The sequence below is a fragment of the Salinibacterium amurskyense genome, from assembly GCF_002797685.1.
Taxonomy (GTDB): domain Bacteria; phylum Actinomycetota; class Actinomycetes; order Actinomycetales; family Microbacteriaceae; genus Rhodoglobus; species Rhodoglobus amurskyensis.
Map to the genome: position 1 here is coordinate 225579 of NZ_PGFH01000002.1, position 22618 is coordinate 248196.

The following is a 22618-nucleotide window of genomic DNA, read 5'->3' on the forward strand; positions in this document are numbered from 1 at the left end:
TGGGCGCATGTCGTTGTGGGAAGGCCTAACGGGCCAAGCTGAAGCGATCGCCGTTCTTGAGGCTGCGGCCTCATCCTCGGCGTTGGGCAGCACCGGGGAATCGTCCATGACGCACTCGTGGTTGATCACGGGGCCTCCCGGTTCGGGCCGCTCCAACATTGCCTACGCCTTTGCGGCGGCGCTGCTCGGTACGCGTGGCGACGAGACCGAAGAGTCGGTCTACAAGCAAGTAGTCGCCCGCACGCATCCCGACCTCAGCGTGCTCAGCACCGAACGCGTCATCATCTCGATCGACGAAGTGCGCAAGCTCGTCGCCTCGTCGCAATTCTCTCCCTCGGTTGGCCACTACCGCGTCATGATTATTGAGGATGCCGACCGCATGGTCGAGCGCACCTCTAACGTTCTTCTGAAGGCGCTCGAAGAGCCACCGCCGCGTACCGTCTGGATTCTCTGTGCGCCCAGCGAAGCAGATCTCATTCCGACGATCCGCTCGCGCGTGCGCAGTGTTCGGCTGCGCACCCCCGCCATCGAAGACGTGGCTCAGCTGCTGCAGGACCGCGATGGCGTTGCCCCCGATATTGCGTTGCGTGCCGCGCGAGAAGCGCAAAGCCACATCGGCATGGCTCACCGCCTTGCCACCAATGCGGAGGCCCGCGAACGACGCGAACGGGCGCTCACTACCGTGCTCAACATCCGCACCGTTTCTGACGCCGTGATCGCGGCGACGTCGCTGCTTGAACTGTCGAAGGCGGATGCCGCAGCCATCACCGAAGAGAAAGATGCGCAGGAGCGCGAAAGCGCCCTTCGCTCGCTCGGTGTCGCCCCAGGCGGAACAGTTCCTCCCGCCCTGCGCGTGCAACTCAAGAACCTCGAAGAAGACCAGAAGCGTCGCGCGACGCGAAGCCTGCGTGATGGCATCGACCGGATCATGGTCGACCTGTTGTCGCTGTACCGTGACATCTTGTTGACCCAGATCGGTGCGCCGGGAGAGCTCATTAACCTCAGCATTGTCGACAATCTCACGGCGGTCGCGAACCGCACGACGGCTCCGGCAACGCTGGCCATCATGGACGGTATCGCCGAGGCTCGTCGCCGCATCGAGAGCAATGTCGCCCCGGCGCTCGCGCTCGAAGCCATGCTCGTCAAGGTGGCTGTGTCGGGGCGTGGAGCATGAGCCGGCGCCGCACCCGCACTCGCGCTACCGCAGTGGTTGCCACTGCGCTCGCAACCTCGCTGCTGCTGAGCGGCTGTGTGTCATGGTTCTTCCCGCCCGAGTCATCGACCACCTCGACACCAACGGAAGAGGCCGTTGCGCCGAACCTCGAGAAGTTCTATCAGCAGGTGTTGGAGTGGAACAGCTGCGGTGACAACCTGCAGTGCGCCACCGCGATTGCGCCCGTTGATTGGGATGCTCCCGAGGGCGACACGATCGATCTGGCCCTAGTGCGTCAGACCGCTCGGGGTAACGATCGCATCGGTTCATTGCTCGTGAACCCCGGAGGTCCCGGCGGCTCCGGTTTCGACTTCATCGCGGACAGCGTGGATTACGCCACGAGTGAGGCGCTGCAGTCGCAATTCGACGTGGTCGGTTTCGACCCTCGTGGGGTCAATCGTTCAACGCCGGTGTCGTGTTACTCCGACCCGGCTGAACTTGATGAGTACATTTACGGCATCACGCCCGGGGAGAAGGGCAGCGACGAATGGATCGCCGCCGCTACTGAAGCCTCGGCCCAGTTCGCTCAGCGCTGCAGCGAAGAGACGGGCCCGCTCCTGGGCTTCGTTGATACCCCGAGTGCTGCTCGTGACCTCGACATGCTGCGTGCCGCTCTCGGCGATACGACGCTCAACTATTTGGGTTACTCCTACGGCACCCTGCTCGGTCAGGTGTACGCCGAATTGTTCCCCGAGAAGACGGGGCGACTCGTTCTCGACGGAGCGGTCGACCCCGCGGCATCCGAATTTGAAGCAACGAAGGCGCAGGCTCAAGGCTTTGAAGGTGCACTGGATGCGTTCCTTGAGGATTGTGCCAGCGCAAGCGATTGCCCCTTCACCGGGTCCGTTGACCAATCGCGCACCACGATCCGCACTCTGCTCGACCGCCTCGACAAGAGCCCGCTCACCAACGCTGACGGCCGCAAGCTCGGCAGCGGCACCATGTTCACAGCGATCATCCTGCCGCTGTATAGCCAATCCAATTGGGCGTACCTGCGTCAGCTCTTCACGACCGTGATGCAGGGCGATGCGTCGATCGCGTTCGACCTTGCCGACAACTACAACGGCCGTACTGCCGATGGCACCTATGCCGAGAATCAAACCGAAGCGTTCATAGCCATTAACTGTCTGGATGCCCGCGAGCCCGCCGACAACGAACGCATGCGTGAGCAGGCTGCCGAGCTGGCGCTCGCGGCTCCCATCTTTGGTCCGCAGATGTCGTATGGCGACCCCGGTTGCGCGAACTGGCCGGTGGAGGCGAAGCGTGACCGCACCGCGATCGCGGCTCCGGGTGCCGCAGACATGCTCGTGATCGGCACCACGAACGACCCCGCTACGCCCTACGAATGGGCGGTGACGGTGGCCGACAATCTCGATACTGGCCACCTCATCACTTACAACGGTGAGGGCCACACGGCGTACAACAAATCCAACGAGTGCGTGAATAGCGCGGTGGAAGACTTTCTCCTTAGGGGAGAGGTTCCGGCCAACGACCCGAACTGCTAACCGCTAGGCTCGGGCCGTGAACTCCATCGCTGCTGCCCCCGCTTCTCGCGCTCGCAGGCTTGCCCTCGTGGTGCCAGCTCTCGCTCTCACCCTGCTGCTGAGCGGGTGCGTGAACCTGCTGAACAACTTTCTGGGCGAGCGTTCGCAGCCGACAGGGGAGACCGTTTCGGCGGAACTCGCTCCCTACTATGAGCAAATTCTGACGTGGGTTGACTGCGGCGATGGCGCTCAGTGCGCCACGGCGATTGCCCCGATGGATTGGGCGAACCCGTCGCCGGAGACCGACATCGAGATTGTTATGGCTCGACATGAGGCCACCGGAGAGAGCCTGGGGTCACTGTTTGTGAATCCAGGCGGGCCGGGTGCCTCTGGCTTCGATCTCATCCACGATGACGTCGATTTTGCGGTGAGTTCGAACCTTCGCGAGAACTATGACGTGATCGGTTGGGACCCCCGCGGTGTCGGTCGTTCGACTCCCGTGACGTGCCTTGATGATGACGGCCTCGATGAGTTCATCTTCGGCATTCCGGAGGCTTCTGTGGGCAGCGATGAGTGGCTCGCCACGAGCGAGCAGGCGGCGATTGACTTCGGCCAGGCTTGCCTCGAGAACACTGGACCGGTGTTGCAGTTCATCGACACGCAGAGCACGGTTCACGATCTCGACATGCTGCGTGCGATCGTCGGCGACGAGAAGCTGCAGTATCTGGGTTACTCCTACGGCAGCGACATTGGTTCGTATTACATCGAAAACTTTCCCCAGAATGTGGGCCGCATTGTGCTCGACGGCGCGACCGATTCTTCTATTTCCGTATTCGAGGTAGGGCTGGTTCAGTCGGCGGGGTTCCAGCGCGCTCTGGAGAACTATCTAGCGGCGTGCCCCGAGATGTTCGACGATTGCCCGTTCACTGGTGGGGTGGATGCCGCGTTGACGACGATCCGGGAACTTTACGATCGCTACGACGCCACCCCGATCCCGGGTGCCGACGGTCGCATGATGGATGCTGGCGTGCTCGACATCGCCATGAGCACGGCTCTTTACTCTCAGGATTCCTGGCCGTTCCTCAACGACCTTTATTCCGAAGCCGCACGCGGCGAGACCGACACCGCGTTCTTCCTTGCTGACTTCTATTACAGCCGGGATGTTGACGGAACTTACGCCGACAACTCGCTTGAAGCGTTCATCGCGATCTATTGCGTTGACTACCCCGTAGAAACTGATCCGGCAGTGCTTATCGAGCAGCAGAAGCTGATGCAGGCGGCCTCGCCGGCGACGTATCGTGACTTCCCGCCGACCGGTGACCTCACGTGCATCAACTGGCCGTACCAATACATTGGGCCAGAGATCACTGAGCTCACGGGAGAGGGTGCCCCGCCCGTTCTCATCATCTCCACGACCGGTGACCCGGCAACGCCCTACGAGTGGGGCGTCGCGCTCAGCGAACAGCTGCAGAGCGCTCAGTTGATCACCTACAACGGTGAGGGCCACACTGCCTACAACGGTGGTGTGGGCTGTGTGGATGGCGCCGTTGACGCGTATTTCATCAACGGAGTGGTGCCCAATGACGACCCGAATTGCGGTGCATAAGCCTGAGTTCGTCGAGTGGGTCATGGAACCCCAAAACTTCGGCTAAGCTTTCATGCTGTGCCTCATGAAAATGTGGCCGGCCGCCTTAGCTCAGTCGGTAGAGCATCTCACTCGTAATGAGAAGGTCATCAGTTCGATTCTGATAGGCGGCTCCGTTCTCCGCATGCGTTTCGCCAACGCTTCCTTCGCGACCTAGATTCGCCCTCTGGGCCTGCAGCCTCTGGGCATGCAGTTGTCGATGTCCGCGTCGTCATTGTCCTCGACGTTCTCGACGGAGGGAGCAGCGGCACTCTTGATGCGTTGCGTCTGTTTCGCAGACGCAGGCTAGCTACTCGCCAGGGTCAACGGTGCGTTTGTTGGCAACCATCGTGACGATCAGGCCGACAGCGAACGAGCCTAGAGCGATGCCAACTACGAGCAGTAGGTCTGCGCCGATGACGTGGGCGACGGTGCCGGCGGCGATCGACAGCACGAAGATGGTGCTGTACTGATCGGTTGTAAGCTCAGGCAACACGACCCCCCAAAGAGTTAGATTTCCTCAAGTATCGACCTCTTGGTGACGATATGCAAACGCCCGCAGCTGGGATCATTTGAGGCCGCGAATGCGAGCCTCTCGAACTCTCGAAAAACTCAATTTCGGGCTACGTTGGTGTCCCCCAAACAGAGGATAGACCCGTCACCCAGACCCCCCATTAACGGGTATTTCCGCATGTTTCCGGGGTTTTTCCCTTGTATATCTGTGATTTCGCCCCTAGTTTTAGCAACAGGAAGCAGAGGGGTCTGCATCCTATTTATTCGTCTGGGGGGCGATTTTTCATGGGGAGAGTTCCGTTTTTAACGGCCTTAGTAACCGTAGTAATTGTTGGAGTAGTACCGTTCGTCGGGGGAGGCGGACCAGGGCTCACCGAGAGCGCAACCGCTAACTCAGCAGCGCGATCGCCGCTGTTCGCATCGACCGCTACTGGTCCGGTCGAGCAGGCTGTCGACGTGGTCGCTGTAGCCAGCGTCGAACGCATCACTGAAGAGTCGCTGGCAGCTCAGCTCAAGGCTGAAGCTAAGTCACTCACGTCTGACTCCGAGCACTTGGCTCAGAAGGCCGTGCCGAAGCCGAAGCCGATCGTTGTTGAATCGGTGACCGGTGGATCGGCATCCGTCACTCAGATTCGCGCAGCCTACGCTGCCGCAGGCCAGTCCTGTCCGGGCAACGTTGGCGGTGGCGTACCTGGCGCACCGAGCCGCAGCTCTTCTCAGGGCGTTGCCGGAACCACCTCGGGTGACCTCTCATCGTTCGCCTACGCCTACAACTCGATTCGCGTCGCCAACTGCTTGCAGCCGATTCCGCTCTCGAACTTCCGCTACGACTCCTGCATGGAAGAGCGCTTGTTCTGGATGGCAGAATCGCCCAGTTCGAACCCGCTCGACGGGTGGGGCCACAACGGCACCACTCGCTCTGACGGTGTCGCCGCTCGCGGTTGCGACGGAAACCTCGCAGGAGGTTCGGGAAACAGCGGAGCCACCGTTGCATCCAAGTGGTGGGCATCCAGTGCACATCGCGCATCGCTCTACCGCCCCGGTGCTAGCACCGGCGGTGCATGCATCGCGTTTGCGATGACCCACGGTGGAATCGATGAGCCCTACAGCTTTACCCGCGCAGCAGCACGTTGGACGTACTGCTAGGCCGCATGCGGGCACTGAGTCCAGGCATCCGGGTACTATAACCGGGTGACTGATTCAGCCAGCAGCGAGCCGAAAGCGCCGGGAGGAATACGAGCGTTTATTGCCGAGCACCCCACCGCATCCACGGTGACGGTTGCGGCGGTGGTATTCGCACTGCTCGCAGGAGTAGCAGTATTCGCCGGAATTTCGGTTGGCTCCGCTAGTTCGGCAGTTGATGTCACCCCAGACGAAGTCACTGTTGAACAGCGGAGCCAACCGGATGTTACACCCGGTTCGGTCTCTGTGCGCACCTGTTCTGTAGATCCGTTAGCAACCGTCGCGACCTTCCCGTCGCTCGTTGGTGTTGTGACTGATGTCTCTAGCGGCGATGTTCTCTGGGACCGTTCGGCAGAGGACGCCTCGAGCCCCGCCCACATAGTGACCGCGTTCACGGCGGCCGCTGCACTGCAAACGTTGGGCGCCGATACTCGTATCAGCACGAAAGTCGTCGATGGCTCGCAGCCGGGAGTGATCGTCTTGGTTGGCGGGGGAGACCCGACGCTGGCGACCACAAATGCCTCGTACTACCGCGATGCACCGCAGATCTCTGAGCTCGCATCGCAGGCCATGACGCGGTACGAAGAACTCCACCCCGGTGTACCGATCACCGAGATCGTGCTCGACTCCACCCTGTGGACCACCGCTGACGCGTGGGATCCCAACTGGCCCGAGCGCGAACGCACTGGCGGCTACCACTCCTATGTCACCGCTCTGATGGTGAACGGCGATCGCGCTGATCCCACGATTGCCATCAGCCCTCGTGGCACCGACCCCGTGAAGTCGGCCGGACAAGCGTTCGCGCAGGCAGCCGGTTTGCCTGCGGTCACGTTCTCGAACGGTGCCGCTGTAGGCAACACCGTTCTCGGCGAGGTGAAATCGCAACCCGTCAGCGTGCTCGTGGAACAAATGCTCAACAGCGGTGATGACTCGATAGCCGAATCGTTGGCCCGCCTCGTCTCCAAGAAGCTGGGCTTCAGCGGTGCTGCCAGCACCCTCACTCAAGCAATGCAGGGTGCTTTAGCGGATGCCGGTCTCGCCGACGCTGGATCGATCACGATCACCGATGGCTCGGGCCTCAGCCCCAAGAACCAGGTTTCCCCGCTCTTCGCCGCCCAGTTCATGGCCCAGGGTGCCTCGGGTAGCGGTGCGGTAGGCACTGTCTACGGGATGCTTCCGGTCGGGGGCAAAAGCGGAGACCTGTACAGCCGATTTGAGGGGGATGCCGCTGCGGCATCCGGGAACGTGGCAGCGAAGTCGGGCTGGACCAACCAAGAGCATTCGCTCGCTGGCGTAGTCAATGCCAAGGACGGCACCCAGCTCGCGTTCGCGTTCTACTCCATTGGGGAAGGCATCTCGACCGATGCCCGCACAGCGATCGACAACCTTGTCGCGGGCGTGTATTCCTGCGGGAGTAACCTCTCTAACTACTGAGGTTGTGACGCAGGCGCTGTGGGCGGATGCTGCCGCGACTTAGACTGGCAGCGTGGTTGCTGCACTCTTCATCATCGATGTCCAGAATGATTTCACCGAAGGTGGCGCTTTAGGCGTCGACGGCGGTGCCGCTGTGGCGGCCGGAATCAGCGACTATCTGCGGGCGAATCCCGACCGCTACGACTTCGTGATCGCCTCCCGCGACTGGCACGATGCTGACAACAGCAACGGTGGCCACTTTGCGACGGATGCTGCCCCCAACTTCGTCGACACGTGGCCGGTTCACTGTGTGGCCGGCACGCCCGGCGCGGAGTACCACCCCGCTCTCGATACCTCGCTCGTGAACGAGCACGTGCGCAAGGGCCAGGGCGTTCCGGCCTATTCCATCTTTGAGGGCACGACCGACGATGATGAGACGCTCCCGGCTCTGCTGGCGCGACTCGGCGTTGACACGATCGATGTCGCTGGCATCGCCACTGACTACTGCGTGCTTGCCTCTGCACTGGATGCCGCCGGCAGCGGCCGCGAAGTGTCGGTGCTGACAGAGCTGGTGGCGGGTGTCGACCCGGAGTCGAGCACGGCCGCTCTCGCGACGATGGCGGAGTCGGGCATCACGCTCGTCTCTCCCGAAGCGTGATCGCCGCATGACAGATTCTCCCGAAGAGCTTCACCTGCCCGGCTTCATAGCCGAGTCTGAAGTTCTCCCGCCCGGCAAAGGTTTGGGCTGGCGACTACTGGCGCTGCTCGTCGGTCTTGGGCTCCTTATCGGGATCGCCGTGGCCGGTGGTGCCGCGCTGTTTACGGCTCTCTGGCCCACGACCGCATCCCTGTGCGATGCCTCCTCCGATACCTCCGACGGAACCTGCAGCGATGTGTCTCTCGAACAGATCGCCGAGTTCTCGAAGATCGACCTTCCCGCAGAAACCGAAGTCGAGAGCGTGCAATACGCCACGGTTGACGGCTCTTTCGGGTTGCTCTACGCCACTGTCGTGTTGCCGGAGGGTGCTGCCGACCCGCTGCGGTCCGGTGATTACCGGGTGGCGCCGACGCTGTCGTGGGCAGCCGAAGCGGATGCGCTCGGGCTCGATAACCTCCTGCTCTATCAGGGCGTCGAGTCGGTCACTGGCCTCGGATTCGAGGCTGCAAGCGGGCAGCGCGCCGACGGCCGCACCGTGATTCTCATTCGCGTGAACCGGGAGCTGTAGCGTGCCGGTTATCCCCGTCACCGAGCTCAGCGATCCGCGGCTCGCTGACTATTCGCACCAGACTGACGTGGCACTGCGGAAAGCGCAGGGCACCGAGCATGGCCTTTACCTGGCCGAATCGACGCTCGTGCTTCAACGGGCGCTGCGCTCCGGCCACCGCGTGCGATCGGTACTCGCGCTCGGCACCTCGGTTGACGAGATCGTCGAGCTCGTGGGCGACGATGTTCCGATCTTCACGGGCGACGGCTCGCTGCTCGCCGAGCTGACCGGCTACGTGCTGCACCGCGGCGTCATCGCATCGATGCACCGCCCGCCACTTCCGACGCCCGAAGCCCTATTGGCGGATGCTCGCCGCATCGTTATTCTTGAAAACGTTGTTGATCCCACCAACGTGGGTGCGATCTTCCGCTCGGTTGCCGGCATCGGGGCGGATGCCGTACTCGTCACCGAGCAGTGCTCCGACCCGTTTTACCGGCGCGCAATCCGAGTCTCGATGGGAACGGTGCTGCAGGTGCCGTGGACTCGCATCGGCAACTGGACAGACACTCGCGCGCTGCTCACGGCATCCGGCTTTCAGATCGCGGCGCTAGCTCTCGAGGATGGTGCGGTGTCGCTGCGCGACTATGCGGCGGATGCTCCCGAGAAGGTTGCGCTCGTGCTGGGCACCGAGGGGCACGGTCTCACTCGCGAAGCCATCGATGCCGCCGATTCGATCGTGCAGATTCCGATGCGTCACGGCATCGACTCGCTCAACGTAGCTGCGACCGCTGCGGTCGCGATGTTCGCGCTCGCGGTCGAGTAGCGGCAGCACGGCAGCAGCAGCACAGAGCCCGCAGTAGCTGCAGGGCTGTATCAGAGCCGCACAGCAGCGGCAGCGGGCCGCGCGCTAGCGGGCGGGCACACTGCCGAGGCAGCGCACCCGCGAGCCGCTAGACAAGCAGCTGGTGCTTGGCGAGGTCCTTGTAGAGCGGGGTCGACTTCACGAGCTCGGAGTGGGTTCCGACGCCCACAACCTTGCCCTTGTCGAGCACGACAATCTGGTCGGAATCGACGACGGTCGAGAGACGGTGCGCGATCACGATGAGCGTGCGGTTCTCGGCGACAGCGTCGATGGCTTCGCGGAGCATTTGCTCGTTGAGGCCATCCAAGCTGGAGGTCGATTCGTCGAGCAGCAGAATCGGGGGAGCCGCGAGCAAGGTGCGGGCGATCGCGAGACGCTGACGCTCTCCACCGGACAGCATCACGCCGTCTTCGCCGACAGCGGCATCCAAACCAGCAGGGTTGCGGTCGAGCACACCTGTGAGGTTTACCGACGCGAGTACCGCGATACATTCTTCGTCGGTCGCGTTGGGGGCGCCGATGAGAAGGTTTTGGCGCAGCGTGCCGGCGAGCACGGGAGCGTCTTGCTCGACGTAACCGATCTGGGCGCGGAGCTCTTCACGATTGAGGGCGCGAAGGTCATCGCCACCCAAGCGCAGCACGCCCGCCGTCGGGTCATAGAAGCGCTCGATGAGGGCAAGGATGGTGCTCTTGCCAGCGCCCGAGGGGCCGACGATGGCGGTGCGTTCGCCGCGCTTCACGGTGAAGCTGACGCCGCGCAGCACGGTGAGGTCGATTTCGTCTGCGGCAGCTTCGGTGCCGCCGTGCTTGAGCTCGGCGAGTTCGGTTTCGACCTTCACGAGAACGGAGTCGTCGGGGTAGGAGAATTCGACGTTCTCGAACGTGATCGCGGCATCCGATTCGATGCTCGGAACGGCGACGAAGTTGACGTCGGATTCGAGCTCGCTGGGCAGCTTGATGATTTCTTGGATGCGGCCGAGCGCACCGAGTGCCTGGTTGACCGCGGTCACCGCGCCGAAGGCTTGCCCAAGCGGCATGATCATGAGGAACAGGAAGAGGATGAACGCGACAAGGTCGGCGATCTCGATAGCGCCACTGGCGACGCGGTAGCCGCCGACGCCGAGCACAACGAGGAACGATACCTGCAGCGCGATTCCGGCAATCGGAACAACGAGGGCCGAGATCTTGGCAACGCTGATGCCCATCTTCCAGGCGCCAAGAGCATCGTCGTTCACGGCCTCGATTTCACGCTCAGTGGCGTTGGATGCTCGCAGCGTGCGCACGGCGGAGATTGCGCGTTCCACGGCTGCGGCCAGGTCACCGACCTTGCGCTGAGCCCGCTGGCTGGCCACGCGGATGCGCTTCGAGAGCGTCGTAACCGTGACGACGGCGATGGCGATCACGAGCACGGTGAGGCCGAGCAGCACGGGGTCGATGATGAGCATCGCGATGAGTGCACCGATGAAAGTGATCGAGCCACCGATTGCTTCGACGAGTCCCTGCGTGAGCACAGCGCGCAGCAGGGTCGTGTCGCTGCCGACGCGGGAGACGAGGTCGCCGGTGCGGCGACGGTCGAACTCTGAGATGGGGAGGTTGAGCATCCGGCTCACCAGTCGACGACGGCTCGAGAGCACGACGCCCTCACCGGTGCGCTGCAGAAGGTAGTGCTGGTAGCCGCTGATGAGGCCCGAGATGACGACGAGGCCGATGAGCAGCCACACGAGAGTGCCGAGGGATTCGCCAGCCTCAACGATCGTGATGACCTGGCTGACGAGCAGCGGCTGGGCGAGAGAAGCGCCAGCGCCGAGGATGCTGAGGATGATCACGAAGATCATCACCTTGCGGTGCTCGAAGAGGTAGGGGAGCAGCTCGCTGAACTTGGCGCGGGGGCCGTCGTCGGGGTTGTCGCGTGATCCAGAACGTCCGCGACGAGGTGCAGAGGTGTGTGAAGTCGAGCTCATGAAGTTTCTCGTTGTCCCAAAAATGTAGGGCGAAGGTGCCGCGAGTGTTCAGCGACATCGGCATCAGCAATCAGCCTCTAAAACACTAAGCCTTCTGTCTGGGCGCTGCGTACAACATCCGGTGTATCTGTGCGGATGTTGCTACGCCGTTGGGCGGTCAGGGCACGCGTCGTCGGGAGAGTTCGTTGTGCGCGGGTGCGGTGCGCGATGTGCGGTGCGCGGAAGTCGCCGAGCCAGTTACGACGGCAATGTCGCGACGATGCCGAGTGCGGCGAACACCGCGCCGACGACGGCGAGCACAAACACGGCAAGCGCCCACAGGAACAGCGGCGCCGCACTTGCCAGTCGAATGCGGTCGGTGGATGCCTGAACCAACGTCGTATGCACGGCGCGGTATCTCCGATGCCCGACCCAGAACAGCACGGCGGTCATGATGAGGCCGAGAGCGGCAACGGCGTAGCTGCCGATGCTGACGGTGTTGAGCAGGAGGCGCGCGGAGACGAGCGCGGCGATGGCAAACGACAGCACGGTGCGTTGCCAGGCGAGAGCGGTGCGTTCCGCTTGCAGGCCGGCATCGAAGGGGCGGTCGAAGGCGCGCGTCACTGGAGGAGGATACCGATCGCGAGCAGCAGGCCGGCCACGACAACGCCGCCGCCGATGGGGCCAGCAAGGTTAGGGGAGGGCAGCGGGCGTCCGAGTCGCAGCGACTGCTCGGCCTTCATCCAGCCGAACCAGGCCTGCATCGGGGCGAGTACGCCCAACAGAATCAGCAGCACGGATGCCCCGAGCCGGAACCCGGGAGCGATCGGCAACACGAATGCCTCCAGCGCGACGCCCGCAGCGATCAGCGCGAGGGCAGTGCGAATCCACGCCAAGAACGTGCGCTCGTTCGCCAGGCTGAAACGGGCATCCGGCTCAGTGCCGACGCCGTAAACGCGGCGCGGGAAGCGGCGAGGAGGCGGCTGTACTGGTTCGGTCACGAGCGATCCTTCATGCCCCGATACTATCGGGAGCAGGAGAGTCGATTGACGAGGAGCGTAAACGGATGCAAGCCACACGCTCCGATCACCCCGGTGGATCGCTCGCGCCATTTCTCGATCTTCTCGAAAAGTGAGTGAGCCAGACGCTCCGCGGAGACCGAAGGACCCGAACTGTGAGCCCGCTGCTGGGTGGCCGAGCTGCGTTGGTGTGAATCCCGTGATTGCGCTTCAGCCGACGGAGGATGAATCGAGTGCGATCGTCCTGCTGGAGGCACCACTGGATGCCAGTACAGTGCGCAATCTCGTGAAAATGAATCGGAATGCCGAGATCATCTGGCGAGCAGAGCTCCCTCATCCGAATTCAGCGGACTGCTACGTCAGTTGTGGGGTGGATGCCGACGCGAATGTGGTCGCAACAACATGGAGCGGCTATCGAGTACTTCTCGCTGGCGATACGGGAATCGTGCTGAGCTATGAATTTGTGAAGTGAGCACGATCCGCCCTTGTTGTGGATAACGAGGTGCAGAATCGAAGCTAACCCGACACCAACTGACCACGCATGTCTTATGACAGGAGCACCTGTGAACTCGCGCACCAGCTTTGATTCACGATGTGACGTCTCGGTCATCGACCTTCCCGCGGCGGGGGTTGACCACGTCTTTGCTGCTGATCGGGCGGGCAGCCGCGCACTCACGATCGAAGTCGTCGTTGATGGAGCGAGTGCTTGGACAGCGTCGTTTGCGGCACCGGAGCCGGGCATTCGCGCCCTGACTGAAGTGCTGGGAACGCCTACGCCAACAGCATTGTGCGTGGTGGAGCGGGGCACAGCCTTCTTGGGAGACGCTCTGCGGCCCGCAAGTTTTGAGGCCATAAAAACTCGCAGCCCCATCGTCGGTGCGCGACAGCTGCTCGACGGGGCACTGCTATTGCTCGTGACGCCCTGGGAAGTCATCGCGATAGACGCCGCTGGAGTGCGCTGGTCTACCGAAAGGATCGCGGTTGAGGGGCTGCGGCTTGCCGAGGTGAACGGCGAGTGGATTACAGGGATCGCCGACCCACACGATGACCAACCGCATCCCTTCTCAATCGAATTGGCGACAGGTCGCGTTCTCGGTGGTGGCGATATAGGCCGGTGAGCAGCAGCCGCGTAAGCCTGCCTCAACTTCGTGAGTTGTCGTCATAGAATTAGGTCGTCGAAGTGAGGAACAATAATGTTTGAGAGATTCCGGGCCACATTCGCAGTACGGCGGGATCAACCGGCGGCTGCCGGAACGCCATGGGCCGACCCCGCGCTGGTGCGGATAGAAGGTTATGGCGAATTCTCCGCAGAGTTTGCCGGCGCATCCTTCTTCGGCGGCCTGTATCGAGTTCACGGTGAACGATCGGGCCCGATCGCAACTGCGTTGATTGCAGAAGCTTTTCCTGAATTCGCGGCTCGAGTGTTCCCGTTCGGTTTCGACTGGCTAGGGCGACAGTTCGCAGTAGATCTAGCCCGCGTGGTCGAGGGGAATCCTCAAGTGCTCCTGTTGGAACCGTGCTCGGGTGAGGTGTTGGAAATCCCTGCATCCTTCGTGGAATTTCACGACGACGTTCTCGTGACCAACAGCGAAGCGGCGTTGGCTCTTTCTGCATTCCGAGACTGGGCGGCGGCGAACCCGCTTTCTATCCCTCTAGCGCGGGACCAGTGTGTCGGATACATCGTGCCGCTATTTCTTGGTGGACAAGATGGCCCCGAAAACTTCGAAGTAACCGACTTCGAAGTCTATTGGTCGATCTGCGCACAGTTGCGTGCCGCAGTAGCGGGGCTTGCCGAGGGAACGGTGATTACCGAGGTCACCATTGAATAGTGGTGGGGTTGTCCCGGTCGGCGAGCTGATTGAGGGCGATGACCACTGGGTGCTCCCGATCGCTGATCTGCTGGTCACACAATTACGCTTTGACTTTGCGGTGACGCTCATCTTCGAAGAGCACTTCCACGTCAGAATGGAAGGAGTGATCGCGCTCAGTTCTGACGTCGGCAGCAGCGACAGCGTGATCGAGGTCGAGGGGGATGTCGACCAGCTCGTTCCGCTGTTGCGATTGAAAACGGCGACGGTGCGCGAGGGACTGGCGTTCAAAGACGGCCGTCTAGAGCTCACATTCACTGACGGATCTCGGCTCGTCGCGCCAGCAGGGCAGGCCTACGAGTCGTGGCAGCTCGCCGGTCCGCACGGTCTGCTCATTGTCTCGGTGCCTGACGGAGGCCTAACTATCTGGATGCCCAAGACTGACGAGGGGACAGAATGAACGGGGTAGAGACTCTCATGCGCGTGTCGGCGAACTTCGCGCCGCTGCAGTTGCGCGGCAATCCGCAGATGATCGGACCCAAAGAAATTTTGTGGGGAGATGCCGGACTCACGGTTCGAACCGTCCGCGGCCGTAAGATGCGCGCATCCATTGATCTGTTTGATGAAGTTGCGGCTGCTCTGCAATTCCCGGAGTATTTCGGTGAAAACTGGGATGCTTTCGACGAGTGCATCGCCGACCTTAGTTGGTTGCCGCCAGGTGCCGGCTACGTCGTCGTCATCACTGAGCCTGACCAGATCTTGCTGGAGGGGACAGCTGAGGAACTCAAGATCTGGGTTAGCGCGTTGAAGAGCGCGTTCGAAGAATTTAGCCAGACGGTCGCTCTCGGCGAGCGGTGGGATCGATTGCCGATTCCGTTTCATGTCGTGCTCGCCGGTGAGGATAAAGCGTTGACGCTCGCTGCTGACCGGTGGTCAGCCGCCGGTGCCGATGTGAAGGAGTTGCCCGAGTGAGCCGAACTGAGGTCTATCTCCCATGACGACCGGAGACCTTTCCGTGCTTCTTGACCGCATTGAGAATGTGCAAGGGAACCTCGGTCGAGCTGCATTTATGGAATCTCTGCAGCCGGGGATCGCAGCAGGGACTGTGCGATCGCTGCTCGCAGACGCGGGGCTTCAGTCCACTCGAGAGCTGGAGGAACTCTACGGGTGGCGAAATGGAGTCACAACGGATAACCGAGCCGCGATCGGTGAAATTACCATCTATCCCGGGTTCTTTATGCGCGCGCTTGGCGACGCCCTCCTGGACTACAGGGCTTTGGTCGTTGACCCGAGATGGTCGCCAAGCTGGTTTCCGTTTCTCACTGACGCAGGCGGGGACTTCTACTTCGTCGACTTGCAGGGTTCAGAAAATCAACCAGTCCGTCGATTTCGACTGGTGGAAGCAGAGCATCCGGTCGAGTACGAGTCCTTGACGTCCTTCACCGCTACTCTGTGTGAGGCGTATGAGCGCAAACTGTTTTTTATCGAGCAGGGCAAGTACTTGGATATGGACGACTACGCCTTCAACGATCTCGCTGCCGAACTCAATCCGGCCGTCGACTGGTGGCAAAATTGAACATGCCCTAGCTTCGTGGCGTCCCGCCGAGAAGTTACTCGCCGCGAAGCTGACGCAACAGAACCGCGGTCGCGATCGCCGCGTTGGCGGCTTCTTCACCCTTGTCCTCTTTCGAGCCCTCGAGCCCGGCACGATCGAGGCCCTGCTGTTCGTCGTCGAGGGTGAGCACGCCAAAGCCCACCGGTTTGCCGGTCAGGATTGACACCTGCGTGAGGCCGCTGGTGGCGGCATCCGACACGTATTCAAAGTGGGGTGTTCCACCACGGATGATGACGCCGAGAGCAACAACGGCATCCGCCCCAGCATCCAGGGCTGCCTTGCTCGCGACGGGCAGCTCGAAGCTGCCGGGAACCCGCACCTCGGTCACCTCGGCATTCGCTGCCTTGAGGGCGCGGTGCGCGCCAGCGAGTAGCCCGTTGGTAATGACTTCATGCCACTGCCCAGCGATGATCGTGACCTTGAGGCCAGTTGCGTCGGTAACAATTTCGGGGGATCCTGCGCCACTCATCAGAGGCCTTTCGCGGTAAGTCGTGCTTCATCGAGCACGGCGGTGGAGGGGAGTTGGTGACCCATGCGGTCACGCTTAGTTTCGAGGTAACCCTCGTTGCTGGCGCCAACACCCACAACGAGCGGCACGAGGTCGCCGACAACAACGCCACGCTCTTCCAGCTGACGCTTCTTTTCAGGGTTGTTGCTGAGCAGGCTGACCGTCGAAATGCCGAGATCCTTGAGGATGCCGACGGCAGCCCCATAATCGCGGGAGTCAGCAGGCAGGCCCAGGGCCAGGTTCGCGTCCAAAGTGTCGAGCCCATCTTCTTGCAGACGGTAGGCGCGCAACTTGTTGATGAGCCCGATTCCGCGACCTTCGTGACCGCGCAGGTAAATCACAGCGCCACCATCACGCTGGATTGTCTCCAGTGCAGCGTCGAGCTGCGGGCCGCACTCGCACTTGAGCGAGCCGAACGCTTCACCCGTGAGGCACTCAGAATGCACGCGCACCAGAGTCGGTCCGTCGCCGAGGTGCTCGAGCGTTCCGGGCGCGATGAAAGCGACGTGATCGGCACCCGTCGAGTTATCGCGGTAGGCGCGAACGGTGAAGGAACCATGAACGGTGGGGATCGTAGTTTCGACCTCGAACTGCACCCGACTCATTTCGGGGATTGGCTCAATCGGTGCCGGGATGGTGTCGCAGCGGTTCTCTTCGAGCCAGTGCATGAGATCCAGAATCGTAATCACGAGAACGTCTTCGCGAGCACCAAATTCGATTAGCTCGGGCAGGCGCATCATCTCGCCCGAGTCATGCACGATCTCCGAAATTGCGGCGACCGGGCGGAGACCGGCAAGCTTCATAAGGTCAACAGCAGCTTCGGTGTGACCGTCGCGCTCGCGAACGCCACCATCGACAGCGCGCAGCGGCATGATGTGGCCGGGGCGGTGCAGGCTCGACGGCATCGAGAGCGGGTCGGCGAGCACGCGCAGAGTGTGGGCCCGGTCGGCGGCACTGATGCCGGTGCTGAGACGGTTCGCGGCATCCACCGACACGGTGTAGGCCGTGCCGCGGGGGTCTTCGTTCACGGCGACCATGGGCGGAAGCGCCAGTGCGTCGGCGATTTCGTTGGTCATCGGGGCGCAAATGAAGCCGGAGGAGTGCCGAACGAGCCACGCGATCCATTCTTGGCTGGCGAGCTCGGCGGAGATGATGACATCGCCTTCGTTCTCGCGGCCTTCATCGTCAGCAACGATGACGGGGCGACCCGCGCGGATCGCCTCAATGGCATCGGGGATGGTGGCGAGACTCATGACTCGGTCCTTTCGTGACGCGAAGGTGCGTCGGTGAACTCGGCCATCCGGGCCACATGGCGTGCCAGAATGTCGGTTTCGATATTGACGGAGTCGCCCACAGCGAGCGCTCCCAACGTTGTTGCGGTGAGGGTCTCGGGAATCAGCGAGACCTCAAACCAGTCGCGGCCCACAGCACTCACCGTGAGCGAGACCCCGTGCACCGCGATCGAACCCTTGCGGGCAACCAGCGGGGCGAGCTCTTCGGTGAGGCTGAAGCGCAGGATGCTCCAGCTGCCCTCATCGGTGACGCTCAGCACGGTGCTCGTGCCATCGATGTGACCCTGCACGATGTGGCCGCCGAGGCGATCGCCGACCTGCATGGCACGTTCGATGTTCACGCGGGCGCCGGCAGCGAGCGCGCCAAGCGTACTCATGTCGAGGGTGACGCCCATGACGTCAGCCGTGAACCAATCGGCGCCCTGCTCGACAACGGTGAGACACACGCCGCTGACGCTGATCGAGTCGCCGTGGCCGGCATCCGACACCGCATTCGGAGCGCGGACGGTCAGTCGCGCACCATCGTCGGTCGCGGCAAACTCGACGACGTCGCCGAGCTCTTCAATGATTCCGGTAAACATGGTTACGCTCCCGTTTCTGTCGCCGGGCGGGCGACAATCAGCACGTCGTTGCCCAGTGGGCGAAGTTCAGTGATGCTGAGGTCTTTCGCCTCAGCCATGGTCATTACCCCGAGCTCGCCGAGCGCCACCTTCGGGCCGCCCAACAGTTTCGGAGCCAGGTAGATGAGCAGTTCATCCGCGAGCCCAGCAGCGATGAAGGCGCTCGCGATAGTCGGGCCACCTTCAACGAAGACGCGACGGATGCCCGCCTCGAACAATTCGCTCAGTGCGGCGTTGAGGTCGCTGCCGTCAATGTGACGCAGCTTCTCGGGGTGCTGGCGCAGTTGTGCATCCGCCGGAATCTCGCGCCGACCGAGCACCACCGGCTGCGGTTGCCACTCGAGCAGTTCGCCGGCGTCGCCCCGCGCGGTCAGGCTCGGGTCATCGGCGAGCACTGTGCCCGTGCCCACGACGATCGCATCGGCGCGCGCTCGTTGCTCGTGCACGTGCTGGCGGGCGGCGGTGCCGGTGATCCACTGGCTCGTGCCATCGGCGGCGGCAGCGCGACCGTCGAGGGTGGATGCCCACTTCACCGTCACGTGCGGACGCTGCAGCCGAGCGGCGGTCAGCCAGGAGTGCAAAAACTCTTCGGCGTCGGCCTGAGCGATGCCGGCGATCACTTCGACGCCACCTGCGCGAAGCCGTTCGGCGCCGCCAGCGGAATGCGGCCCGGGATCAGGCACCGCATACACAACGCGGCTCACGCCAGCATCGAGCAGGGCTTGAGCGCAGGGACCGGTGCGGCCGTGGTGGTTGCACGGCTCGAGGGTGACGACGGCGGTGAGGCCGGCAGCGATGCCGGCAACACCGGAGGCCGTAGCGCCGGCACCAAGCTTGGTGAGAGCATCCACTTCAGCGTGTGGGGTGCCCGCGCCATGGTGCCAACCCTCGGCCACTATCTGGCCGTCGGCATCCACGAGCACGCAACCCACTTGAGGGTTGCCGCCCGTGATCGGGCCGTGGCTCGCCAACGACAGCGCATGGCGCATCAGCTTCTCCAGCTGTGCCTGCTGTTCTGGTGTGGTCATCCGGGCTCTCGTCTCGTGGGACGCGCTCCGGGAAAGTGGGTTCGAAAAACCCGCCGGTCCATTCTGGGCGCCCATAATTCGGGCACAACAGATGGTTCGGCTCGTGCTTCCTCTTATCCGGACTGAGAGATCATGCGATCTCATTACCGTCGGTCCCGGAGTTTCACCAGGTCAACCGTTTCGAAGTTTTCACTTAGGCGCGGGTCGCGGACTATAACCGCCGGTTCGGATTCTCACCGAGCCCCGGAGCACGTTTTGCTTTGCTTAGTCTACTCAACGCGTTTCGCCGCAAACTATTCCCGCCTCAACTTCTCAGTTTGTTACGCGGTGCATTCGGGCGTGCGCGCAGCACTGTCTCAGTCGAGCAGCGCCACCAATTCATCAAGCGAGTGGATGACGGCAACGCCGGCCGCGCGAGCTTCGTCAAGTTGTTCGGTGGTTGCGCTGCGCTCGCGGTCGAGCCACACTCCGGTGAGTCCGGCATTCGCGGCTCCCAGCGCATCCGTCGCTAGCCGGTCGCCGATGTAGACCGCGTTGGCGGGTTCGACGCCGAAGAGTTCGCAGGTGTGGTGAAAGATGCGCGGGTCGGGTTTGGTGTGCCCGAATTCGCCGCTGGCGACAAGGTGTTCGATGCGGTGGGTGAGCCCCACGGTCTCAACCTTGCGGGTTTGAAAGTCGAGTTCGCCGTTGGTGATGATGCCAAGGCGGGTGGCGGGGGAGCGGGCCTCCAGCGCGTCGAGGCAGGCGAGAGCGTCGTCGTGCAGGTGCCACGCTGCACGGTAGGCCTCGAAGTAGGTGTCGAACCACTGACTGGATTCGGCGTCGTTGAGCATCACGCCGTAGGGCTCCACGAAACCGCGGGCGCGCGCTTGGCGTTGGCCCTCGAAGGTCAGTTCGCCATTGAGGTAGCGGTGGTAGTGGTGCTCTTCGAGTTCTGTCCAGCGCAGGCTTTCACTGGCGTCGTCAGGCCAGACCGCGCTGCCGTCGGCGCTCGGGCCGGCAGCGAATGCCGCACCTAACGAGCGTCGGTGGTTGCGAATGCCGAGATCCACGGATGCCCGGTGGGCAAACAGGGTGTCGTCAAGGTCAAAGAGGGCGACGGTGATGGTCAATGCACGTCCGTTTCGAAGGAGTGAGGCCACGGCAGCGCCGCGTCTGTCGGTTTGGCTAGTTCACCGTTGTCGGCAGCGCGGTGTGCGTGCCAGCACAGCGGGCGAGTATCGTCGCGAAATCGACCCAATGCTGGTGCGGTGCCGGTGTAATCGAATCCGACTTTCTCAGCTACGCGCGCCGACGCAACATTTCCCACGACCGCCTCCCAGTGCAGCTCAGCGTGCCCCATCGAGTGAAGCAAGTTCACGGCCGCGGTGACTGCCTCGGGCATGAAACCGTTACCGCGGTGGGGAGTGCCCAACCAATACCCGATCGCGGCGCTCTTCACGTTAAATCCAACAACGCCGAGCAGCAGCGGGTTCCCAGTACGACGAATAGCCCACGTGAGTTCGGAGCCCTCTGCCCACCACTGTGGTGCGAGTTCATTGATGAATCCATCCGCATGCTCCCGCTCGTAGGGCCACGGGATAGGAACCGCATCTTTGAGCACGGTGTCCTGACAATACGAGGTCATCACGTCGACATCCGCCTCAGTGAGCGCGTCGAGGGTGAGTCGTTCGGTCGTCAGGACAACGGGCTGCATGTGGTGCTCGCTAGACCGGCCACGGCTGGCCGGACTCGACCTCATAGGTGGGGTTCTCATCCGGTGCGGTGAGTGTTGCCCACCACGATGGCGGATGCGTGCCGCCGCGGTATTCGCTCGAGGCGGGCTCGATTCCGGTGTAGATGAAGCCGAGGCTTTTCGCGATGGCGGCGGAGGCTTTGTTGCCCACGAGGGCTTCCCAGCGCACTTCGGGGCGGCCGGTGGAGAACACCCAGCGGCAGACCTCAGCGACGGCTTCTTTCATGAAGCCTTTGCCGCGGTGGGGTTCGCCCATCCAGTAGCCGATGGTGTCGTTGTAGAGGCGAAAGCTGATGACGCCGAGCAGCTCGGGCTTGCCGGTTTCGCGGATCGCCCAGGTGTATTCGTCGTCGTCTTCCCACCACTGCGCCACCAGGTTGTTGATGAAGAATTCGGCATCCGACTTCACATACGGCCAGGGGATCGTGAGCGTGTGCTCAAAGATCGGGTCTTGGCAGTAGGCGGTCATTAGCTCGACATCGTCGCCGGTGAGGGCGTCGAGAGTGAGGCGCTCGCTCGAGAGACTAAAGACCTGCATTAGCGCACCCGCGGCAAGAAGCCGATGCGGTCGTAGACCCGAGCAAGAGTGGCTTCGGCCATGTCGCTTGCGCGTTCAGCGTTGCGGCTGAGCACGCGATCAAGTTCGGCGGGGTCATCCAATAGCTCGAGCGCTCGCTCACGCACGGGGGCAAATTCCGCCACCACTACGTCGGCAACCTCCTTCTTGAGGTCGCCGTAGCCTTTGCCTTCAAATTGCGCTTCGAGATCAGCGATGGATGTTCCGCTGAACGTCGAGTGCAGTGTCAGCAGATTCGAGACGCCGGGCTTCTCGCCGCGGTCGAAGCGGATCTCGCGGTCAGCATCCGTCACTGCCGACTTGATCTTCTTGGCCGTCTTGGATGGCTCGTCAAGCATCCACAGCACCCCAGAGTCAGCGGTGGCGGACTTGCTCATTTTCGACTCAGGGCTTTGCAGGTCGTAGATTTTGGCAGTTTCCTTCTGAATCTGCACTTCGGGCACCACGAGGGTGTCGCCGAACCGGGAGTTGAAGCGGGTGGCGAGGTCGCGCGTGAGTTCGATGTGCTGGCGCTGGTCTTCGCCAACGGGAACAACAGCGGCGTCATAAAGCAAAATGTCAGCGGCTTGCAGAATTGGGTAGGTGAAGAGCCCCACCGAGGCAGAGTCATTGCCCTGCTTGGCTGACTTGTCTTTGAACTGGGTCATGCGCGAAGCCTCACCGAAACCGGTGATGGTGTTCAGCACCCACGCCAATTGTGCATGGGCTGGCACTTGCGACTGCACGAAGAGCACCGAGTGCTCGGGGTCAATGCCGCCGGCAATGTACTGAGCGGCCGTGCGACGAGTCTGCTGGCGCAGCAGGGCGGGGTCTTGAGGAACAGTGATGGCATGGAGATCAACAACGCAGAAGACAGCGTCGTAGTTCTGCTGCATCTCGCGCCACTGCATGAGCGCGCCAATGTAGTTGCCCACGTGGAGCGAATCGGCAGACGGCTGCATGCCTGAAAACAGGCGAGGTGTGGTGCTCATGGGCTAATTC

At 62.3% G+C, this 22618-nt stretch carries 26 protein-coding genes, 1 tRNA gene and 1 riboswitch; of the genes, 15 read left to right on the forward strand and 12 right to left on the reverse strand.

All coding sequences use genetic code 11. The features are described from left to right. Positions 1-7 precede the first annotated feature (7 nt). From CLV85_RS10230 to CLV85_RS10245, 4 genes are all read left to right on the forward strand, one after another. Entirely contained in the window at positions 8-1174 is a 1167-nt protein-coding gene (locus CLV85_RS10230) for a DNA polymerase III subunit delta' (protein WP_100389529.1), read from the forward strand. Beyond that, on the forward strand, positions 1171-2718 hold the full coding sequence (locus tag CLV85_RS10235; RefSeq protein ID WP_100389530.1) for an alpha/beta hydrolase: 1548 nt from the start codon (positions 1171-1173) through the stop codon (positions 2716-2718). The genes CLV85_RS10230 and CLV85_RS10235 overlap by 4 nt, the downstream gene beginning before the upstream one ends. A gap of 16 nt (positions 2719-2734) precedes the next feature. Continuing rightward, positions 2735-4303, forward strand: coding sequence for an alpha/beta hydrolase (locus CLV85_RS10240; RefSeq protein ID WP_100389531.1), 1569 nt, complete (start codon positions 2735-2737; stop codon positions 4301-4303). 79 nt (positions 4304-4382) lie between these two features. Further along, positions 4383-4455, forward strand: a tRNA-Thr gene (locus CLV85_RS10245). Positions 4456-4631: 176 nt separating this feature from the next. On the opposite strand, the gene CLV85_RS10250 is transcribed toward CLV85_RS10245, so the two are convergent. Continuing rightward, entirely contained in the window at positions 4632-4814 is a 183-nt protein-coding gene (locus tag CLV85_RS10250; protein WP_147433368.1) for a hypothetical protein, read from the reverse strand. A gap of 476 nt (positions 4815-5290) precedes the next feature. Between CLV85_RS10250 and CLV85_RS10255 the strand changes: the two genes are divergently transcribed. The 5 genes from CLV85_RS10255 to CLV85_RS10275 are packed head-to-tail and all read left to right on the forward strand — an operon-like array spanning position 5291 to position 9457. Continuing rightward, a complete protein-coding gene (locus CLV85_RS10255; protein WP_229820552.1) occupies positions 5291-5980 on the forward strand; it encodes a hypothetical protein in 690 nt (229 codons plus the stop codon). A 45-nt stretch (positions 5981-6025) separates the two neighbouring features. Beyond that, positions 6026-7450 carry a D-alanyl-D-alanine carboxypeptidase gene (locus tag CLV85_RS10260; protein ID WP_100389534.1) on the forward strand — a complete coding sequence of 475 codons (1425 nt, stop codon included), beginning with the start codon at positions 6026-6028 and terminating at the stop codon, positions 7448-7450. Between the two features lie 52 nt (positions 7451-7502). Next, positions 7503-8087: an isochorismatase family protein gene (locus tag CLV85_RS10265; protein WP_100389535.1), complete on the forward strand. Its 585-nt coding sequence runs from the start codon at positions 7503-7505 to the stop codon at positions 8085-8087. Between the two features lie 7 nt (positions 8088-8094). Next, the gene (locus tag CLV85_RS10270; protein WP_100389536.1) at positions 8095-8655 is read left to right on the forward strand and encodes a hypothetical protein; all 561 of its coding nucleotides are present in this window, start codon (positions 8095-8097) and stop codon (positions 8653-8655) included. A 1-nt stretch (position 8656) separates the two neighbouring features. Next, on the forward strand, positions 8657-9457 hold the full coding sequence (locus CLV85_RS10275; RefSeq protein WP_100389537.1) for a TrmH family RNA methyltransferase: 801 nt from the start codon (positions 8657-8659) through the stop codon (positions 9455-9457). 127 nt (positions 9458-9584) lie between these two features. Here the strand turns inward: CLV85_RS10275 and CLV85_RS10280 are convergent, their stop codons facing one another. The 3 genes from CLV85_RS10280 to CLV85_RS10290 form a co-directional block, all read right to left on the reverse strand. Then, positions 9585-11456, reverse strand: coding sequence for an ABC transporter ATP-binding protein (locus CLV85_RS10280; protein WP_100389538.1), 1872 nt, complete (start codon positions 11454-11456; stop codon positions 9585-9587). A gap of 237 nt (positions 11457-11693) precedes the next feature. Beyond that, positions 11694-12059 (reverse strand): DUF202 domain-containing protein, encoded by a 366-nt coding sequence (locus CLV85_RS10285; RefSeq protein WP_100389539.1) that lies wholly within the window; start codon positions 12057-12059, stop codon positions 11694-11696. Next, the gene (locus CLV85_RS10290; RefSeq protein ID WP_197107834.1) at positions 12056-12436 is read right to left on the reverse strand and encodes a YidH family protein; all 381 of its coding nucleotides are present in this window, start codon (positions 12434-12436) and stop codon (positions 12056-12058) included. The genes CLV85_RS10285 and CLV85_RS10290 overlap by 4 nt, the downstream gene beginning before the upstream one ends. Positions 12437-12653: 217 nt before the next feature. Between CLV85_RS10290 and CLV85_RS10295 the strand changes: the two genes are divergently transcribed. The 6 genes from CLV85_RS10295 (at position 12654) to CLV85_RS10320 (ending at position 15838) form a co-directional block, all read left to right on the forward strand. Continuing rightward, a complete protein-coding gene (locus tag CLV85_RS10295) occupies positions 12654-12926 on the forward strand; it encodes a DUF7957 family protein (RefSeq protein ID WP_121626140.1) in 273 nt (90 codons plus the stop codon). A 91-nt stretch (positions 12927-13017) separates the two neighbouring features. After that, positions 13018-13572 carry a hypothetical protein gene (locus tag CLV85_RS10300; RefSeq protein ID WP_100389542.1) on the forward strand — a complete coding sequence of 185 codons (555 nt, stop codon included), beginning with the start codon at positions 13018-13020 and terminating at the stop codon, positions 13570-13572. A gap of 75 nt (positions 13573-13647) precedes the next feature. Next, positions 13648-14283: a T6SS immunity protein Tdi1 domain-containing protein gene (locus CLV85_RS10305; protein ID WP_121626141.1), complete on the forward strand. Its 636-nt coding sequence runs from the start codon at positions 13648-13650 to the stop codon at positions 14281-14283. Beyond that, positions 14276-14722 (forward strand): DUF6188 family protein, encoded by a 447-nt coding sequence (locus CLV85_RS10310; RefSeq protein ID WP_100389544.1) that lies wholly within the window; start codon positions 14276-14278, stop codon positions 14720-14722. Before CLV85_RS10305 ends, CLV85_RS10310 begins: the two co-directional genes overlap by 8 nt. Continuing rightward, positions 14719-15234 (forward strand): barstar family protein, encoded by a 516-nt coding sequence (locus CLV85_RS10315; protein ID WP_100389545.1) that lies wholly within the window; start codon positions 14719-14721, stop codon positions 15232-15234. The genes CLV85_RS10310 and CLV85_RS10315 overlap by 4 nt, the downstream gene beginning before the upstream one ends. Before the next feature lie 22 nt (positions 15235-15256). After that, on the forward strand, positions 15257-15838 hold the full coding sequence (locus CLV85_RS10320; RefSeq protein WP_100389546.1) for an SMI1/KNR4 family protein: 582 nt from the start codon (positions 15257-15259) through the stop codon (positions 15836-15838). A gap of 34 nt (positions 15839-15872) precedes the next feature. Here CLV85_RS10320 and ribH read toward each other — a convergent pair whose 3' ends face one another. The 8 genes from ribH to trpS all read right to left on the reverse strand — a co-directional run bounded on the left by ribH (position 15873) and on the right by trpS (position 22608). Next, complete coding sequence (gene ribH, locus CLV85_RS10325) at positions 15873-16346, reverse strand: 6,7-dimethyl-8-ribityllumazine synthase (RefSeq protein WP_100389547.1); 474 nt, start codon at positions 16344-16346, stop codon at positions 15873-15875. Then, positions 16346-17638 carry a 3,4-dihydroxy-2-butanone-4-phosphate synthase gene (ribB, locus tag CLV85_RS10330; RefSeq protein ID WP_100389548.1) on the reverse strand — a complete coding sequence of 431 codons (1293 nt, stop codon included), beginning with the start codon at positions 17636-17638 and terminating at the stop codon, positions 16346-16348. The genes ribH and ribB overlap by 1 nt, the downstream gene beginning before the upstream one ends. After that, positions 17635-18258, reverse strand: a complete 624-nt coding sequence (locus CLV85_RS10335; RefSeq protein ID WP_100389549.1) for a riboflavin synthase — start codon at positions 18256-18258, stop codon at positions 17635-17637. Before CLV85_RS10335 ends, ribB begins: the two co-directional genes overlap by 4 nt. Positions 18259-18260: 2 nt before the next feature. Then, a complete protein-coding gene (gene ribD, locus CLV85_RS10340) occupies positions 18261-19325 on the reverse strand; it encodes a bifunctional diaminohydroxyphosphoribosylaminopyrimidine deaminase/5-amino-6-(5-phosphoribosylamino)uracil reductase RibD (protein ID WP_100389550.1) in 1065 nt (354 codons plus the stop codon). A 100-nt stretch (positions 19326-19425) separates the two neighbouring features. Next, a riboswitch (FMN riboswitch) is annotated at positions 19426-19580 on the reverse strand. Between the two features lie 101 nt (positions 19581-19681). Further along, on the reverse strand, positions 19682-20437 hold the full coding sequence (locus CLV85_RS10345; RefSeq protein ID WP_100389551.1) for an HAD family hydrolase: 756 nt from the start codon (positions 20435-20437) through the stop codon (positions 19682-19684). Then, positions 20434-21021, reverse strand: coding sequence for a GNAT family N-acetyltransferase (locus CLV85_RS10350; RefSeq protein WP_157847492.1), 588 nt, complete (start codon positions 21019-21021; stop codon positions 20434-20436). Before CLV85_RS10350 ends, CLV85_RS10345 begins: the two co-directional genes overlap by 4 nt. A 10-nt stretch (positions 21022-21031) precedes the next feature. Then, positions 21032-21598: a GNAT family N-acetyltransferase gene (locus CLV85_RS10355; RefSeq protein WP_100389553.1), complete on the reverse strand. Its 567-nt coding sequence runs from the start codon at positions 21596-21598 to the stop codon at positions 21032-21034. Next, complete coding sequence (gene trpS / locus CLV85_RS10360; protein ID WP_100389554.1) at positions 21598-22608, reverse strand: tryptophan--tRNA ligase; 1011 nt, start codon at positions 22606-22608, stop codon at positions 21598-21600. The genes CLV85_RS10355 and trpS overlap by 1 nt, the downstream gene beginning before the upstream one ends. Between the last annotated feature and the right edge of the window lie 10 nt (positions 22609-22618).

Excerpts from the sequence above, each read along its gene's own strand:
- CLV85_RS10230 (WP_100389529.1), top strand. The coding sequence starts at position 8 with ATGTCGTTGTGGGAAGGCCTAACGGGCCAAGCTGAAGCGATCGCCGTT.
- CLV85_RS10235 (WP_100389530.1), top strand. The coding sequence starts at position 1,171 with ATGAGCCGGCGCCGCACCCGCACTCGCGCTACCGCAGTGGTTGCCACT.
- CLV85_RS10270 (WP_100389536.1), top strand. The coding sequence starts at position 8,095 with ATGACAGATTCTCCCGAAGAGCTTCACCTGCCCGGCTTCATAGCCGAG.
- CLV85_RS10280 (WP_100389538.1), bottom strand. The coding sequence starts at position 11,456 with ATGAGCTCGACTTCACACACCTCTGCACCTCGTCGCGGACGTTCTGGA.
- CLV85_RS10305 (WP_121626141.1), top strand. The coding sequence starts at position 13,648 with ATGTTTGAGAGATTCCGGGCCACATTCGCAGTACGGCGGGATCAACCG.
- CLV85_RS10315 (WP_100389545.1), top strand. The coding sequence starts at position 14,719 with ATGAACGGGGTAGAGACTCTCATGCGCGTGTCGGCGAACTTCGCGCCG.
- CLV85_RS10320 (WP_100389546.1), top strand. The coding sequence starts at position 15,257 with ATGACGACCGGAGACCTTTCCGTGCTTCTTGACCGCATTGAGAATGTG.
- ribH (WP_100389547.1), bottom strand. The coding sequence starts at position 16,346 with ATGAGTGGCGCAGGATCCCCCGAAATTGTTACCGACGCAACTGGCCTC.
- ribB (WP_100389548.1), bottom strand. The coding sequence starts at position 17,638 with ATGAGTCTCGCCACCATCCCCGATGCCATTGAGGCGATCCGCGCGGGT.
- CLV85_RS10335 (WP_100389549.1), bottom strand. The coding sequence starts at position 18,258 with ATGTTTACCGGAATCATTGAAGAGCTCGGCGACGTCGTCGAGTTTGCC.
- ribD (WP_100389550.1), bottom strand. The coding sequence starts at position 19,325 with ATGACCACACCAGAACAGCAGGCACAGCTGGAGAAGCTGATGCGCCAT.
- CLV85_RS10350 (WP_157847492.1), bottom strand. The coding sequence starts at position 21,021 with ATGCAGCCCGTTGTCCTGACGACCGAACGACTCACCCTCGACGCGCTC.
- CLV85_RS10355 (WP_100389553.1), bottom strand. The coding sequence starts at position 21,598 with ATGCAGGTCTTTAGTCTCTCGAGCGAGCGCCTCACTCTCGACGCCCTC.
- trpS (WP_100389554.1), bottom strand. The coding sequence starts at position 22,608 with ATGAGCACCACACCTCGCCTGTTTTCAGGCATGCAGCCGTCTGCCGAT.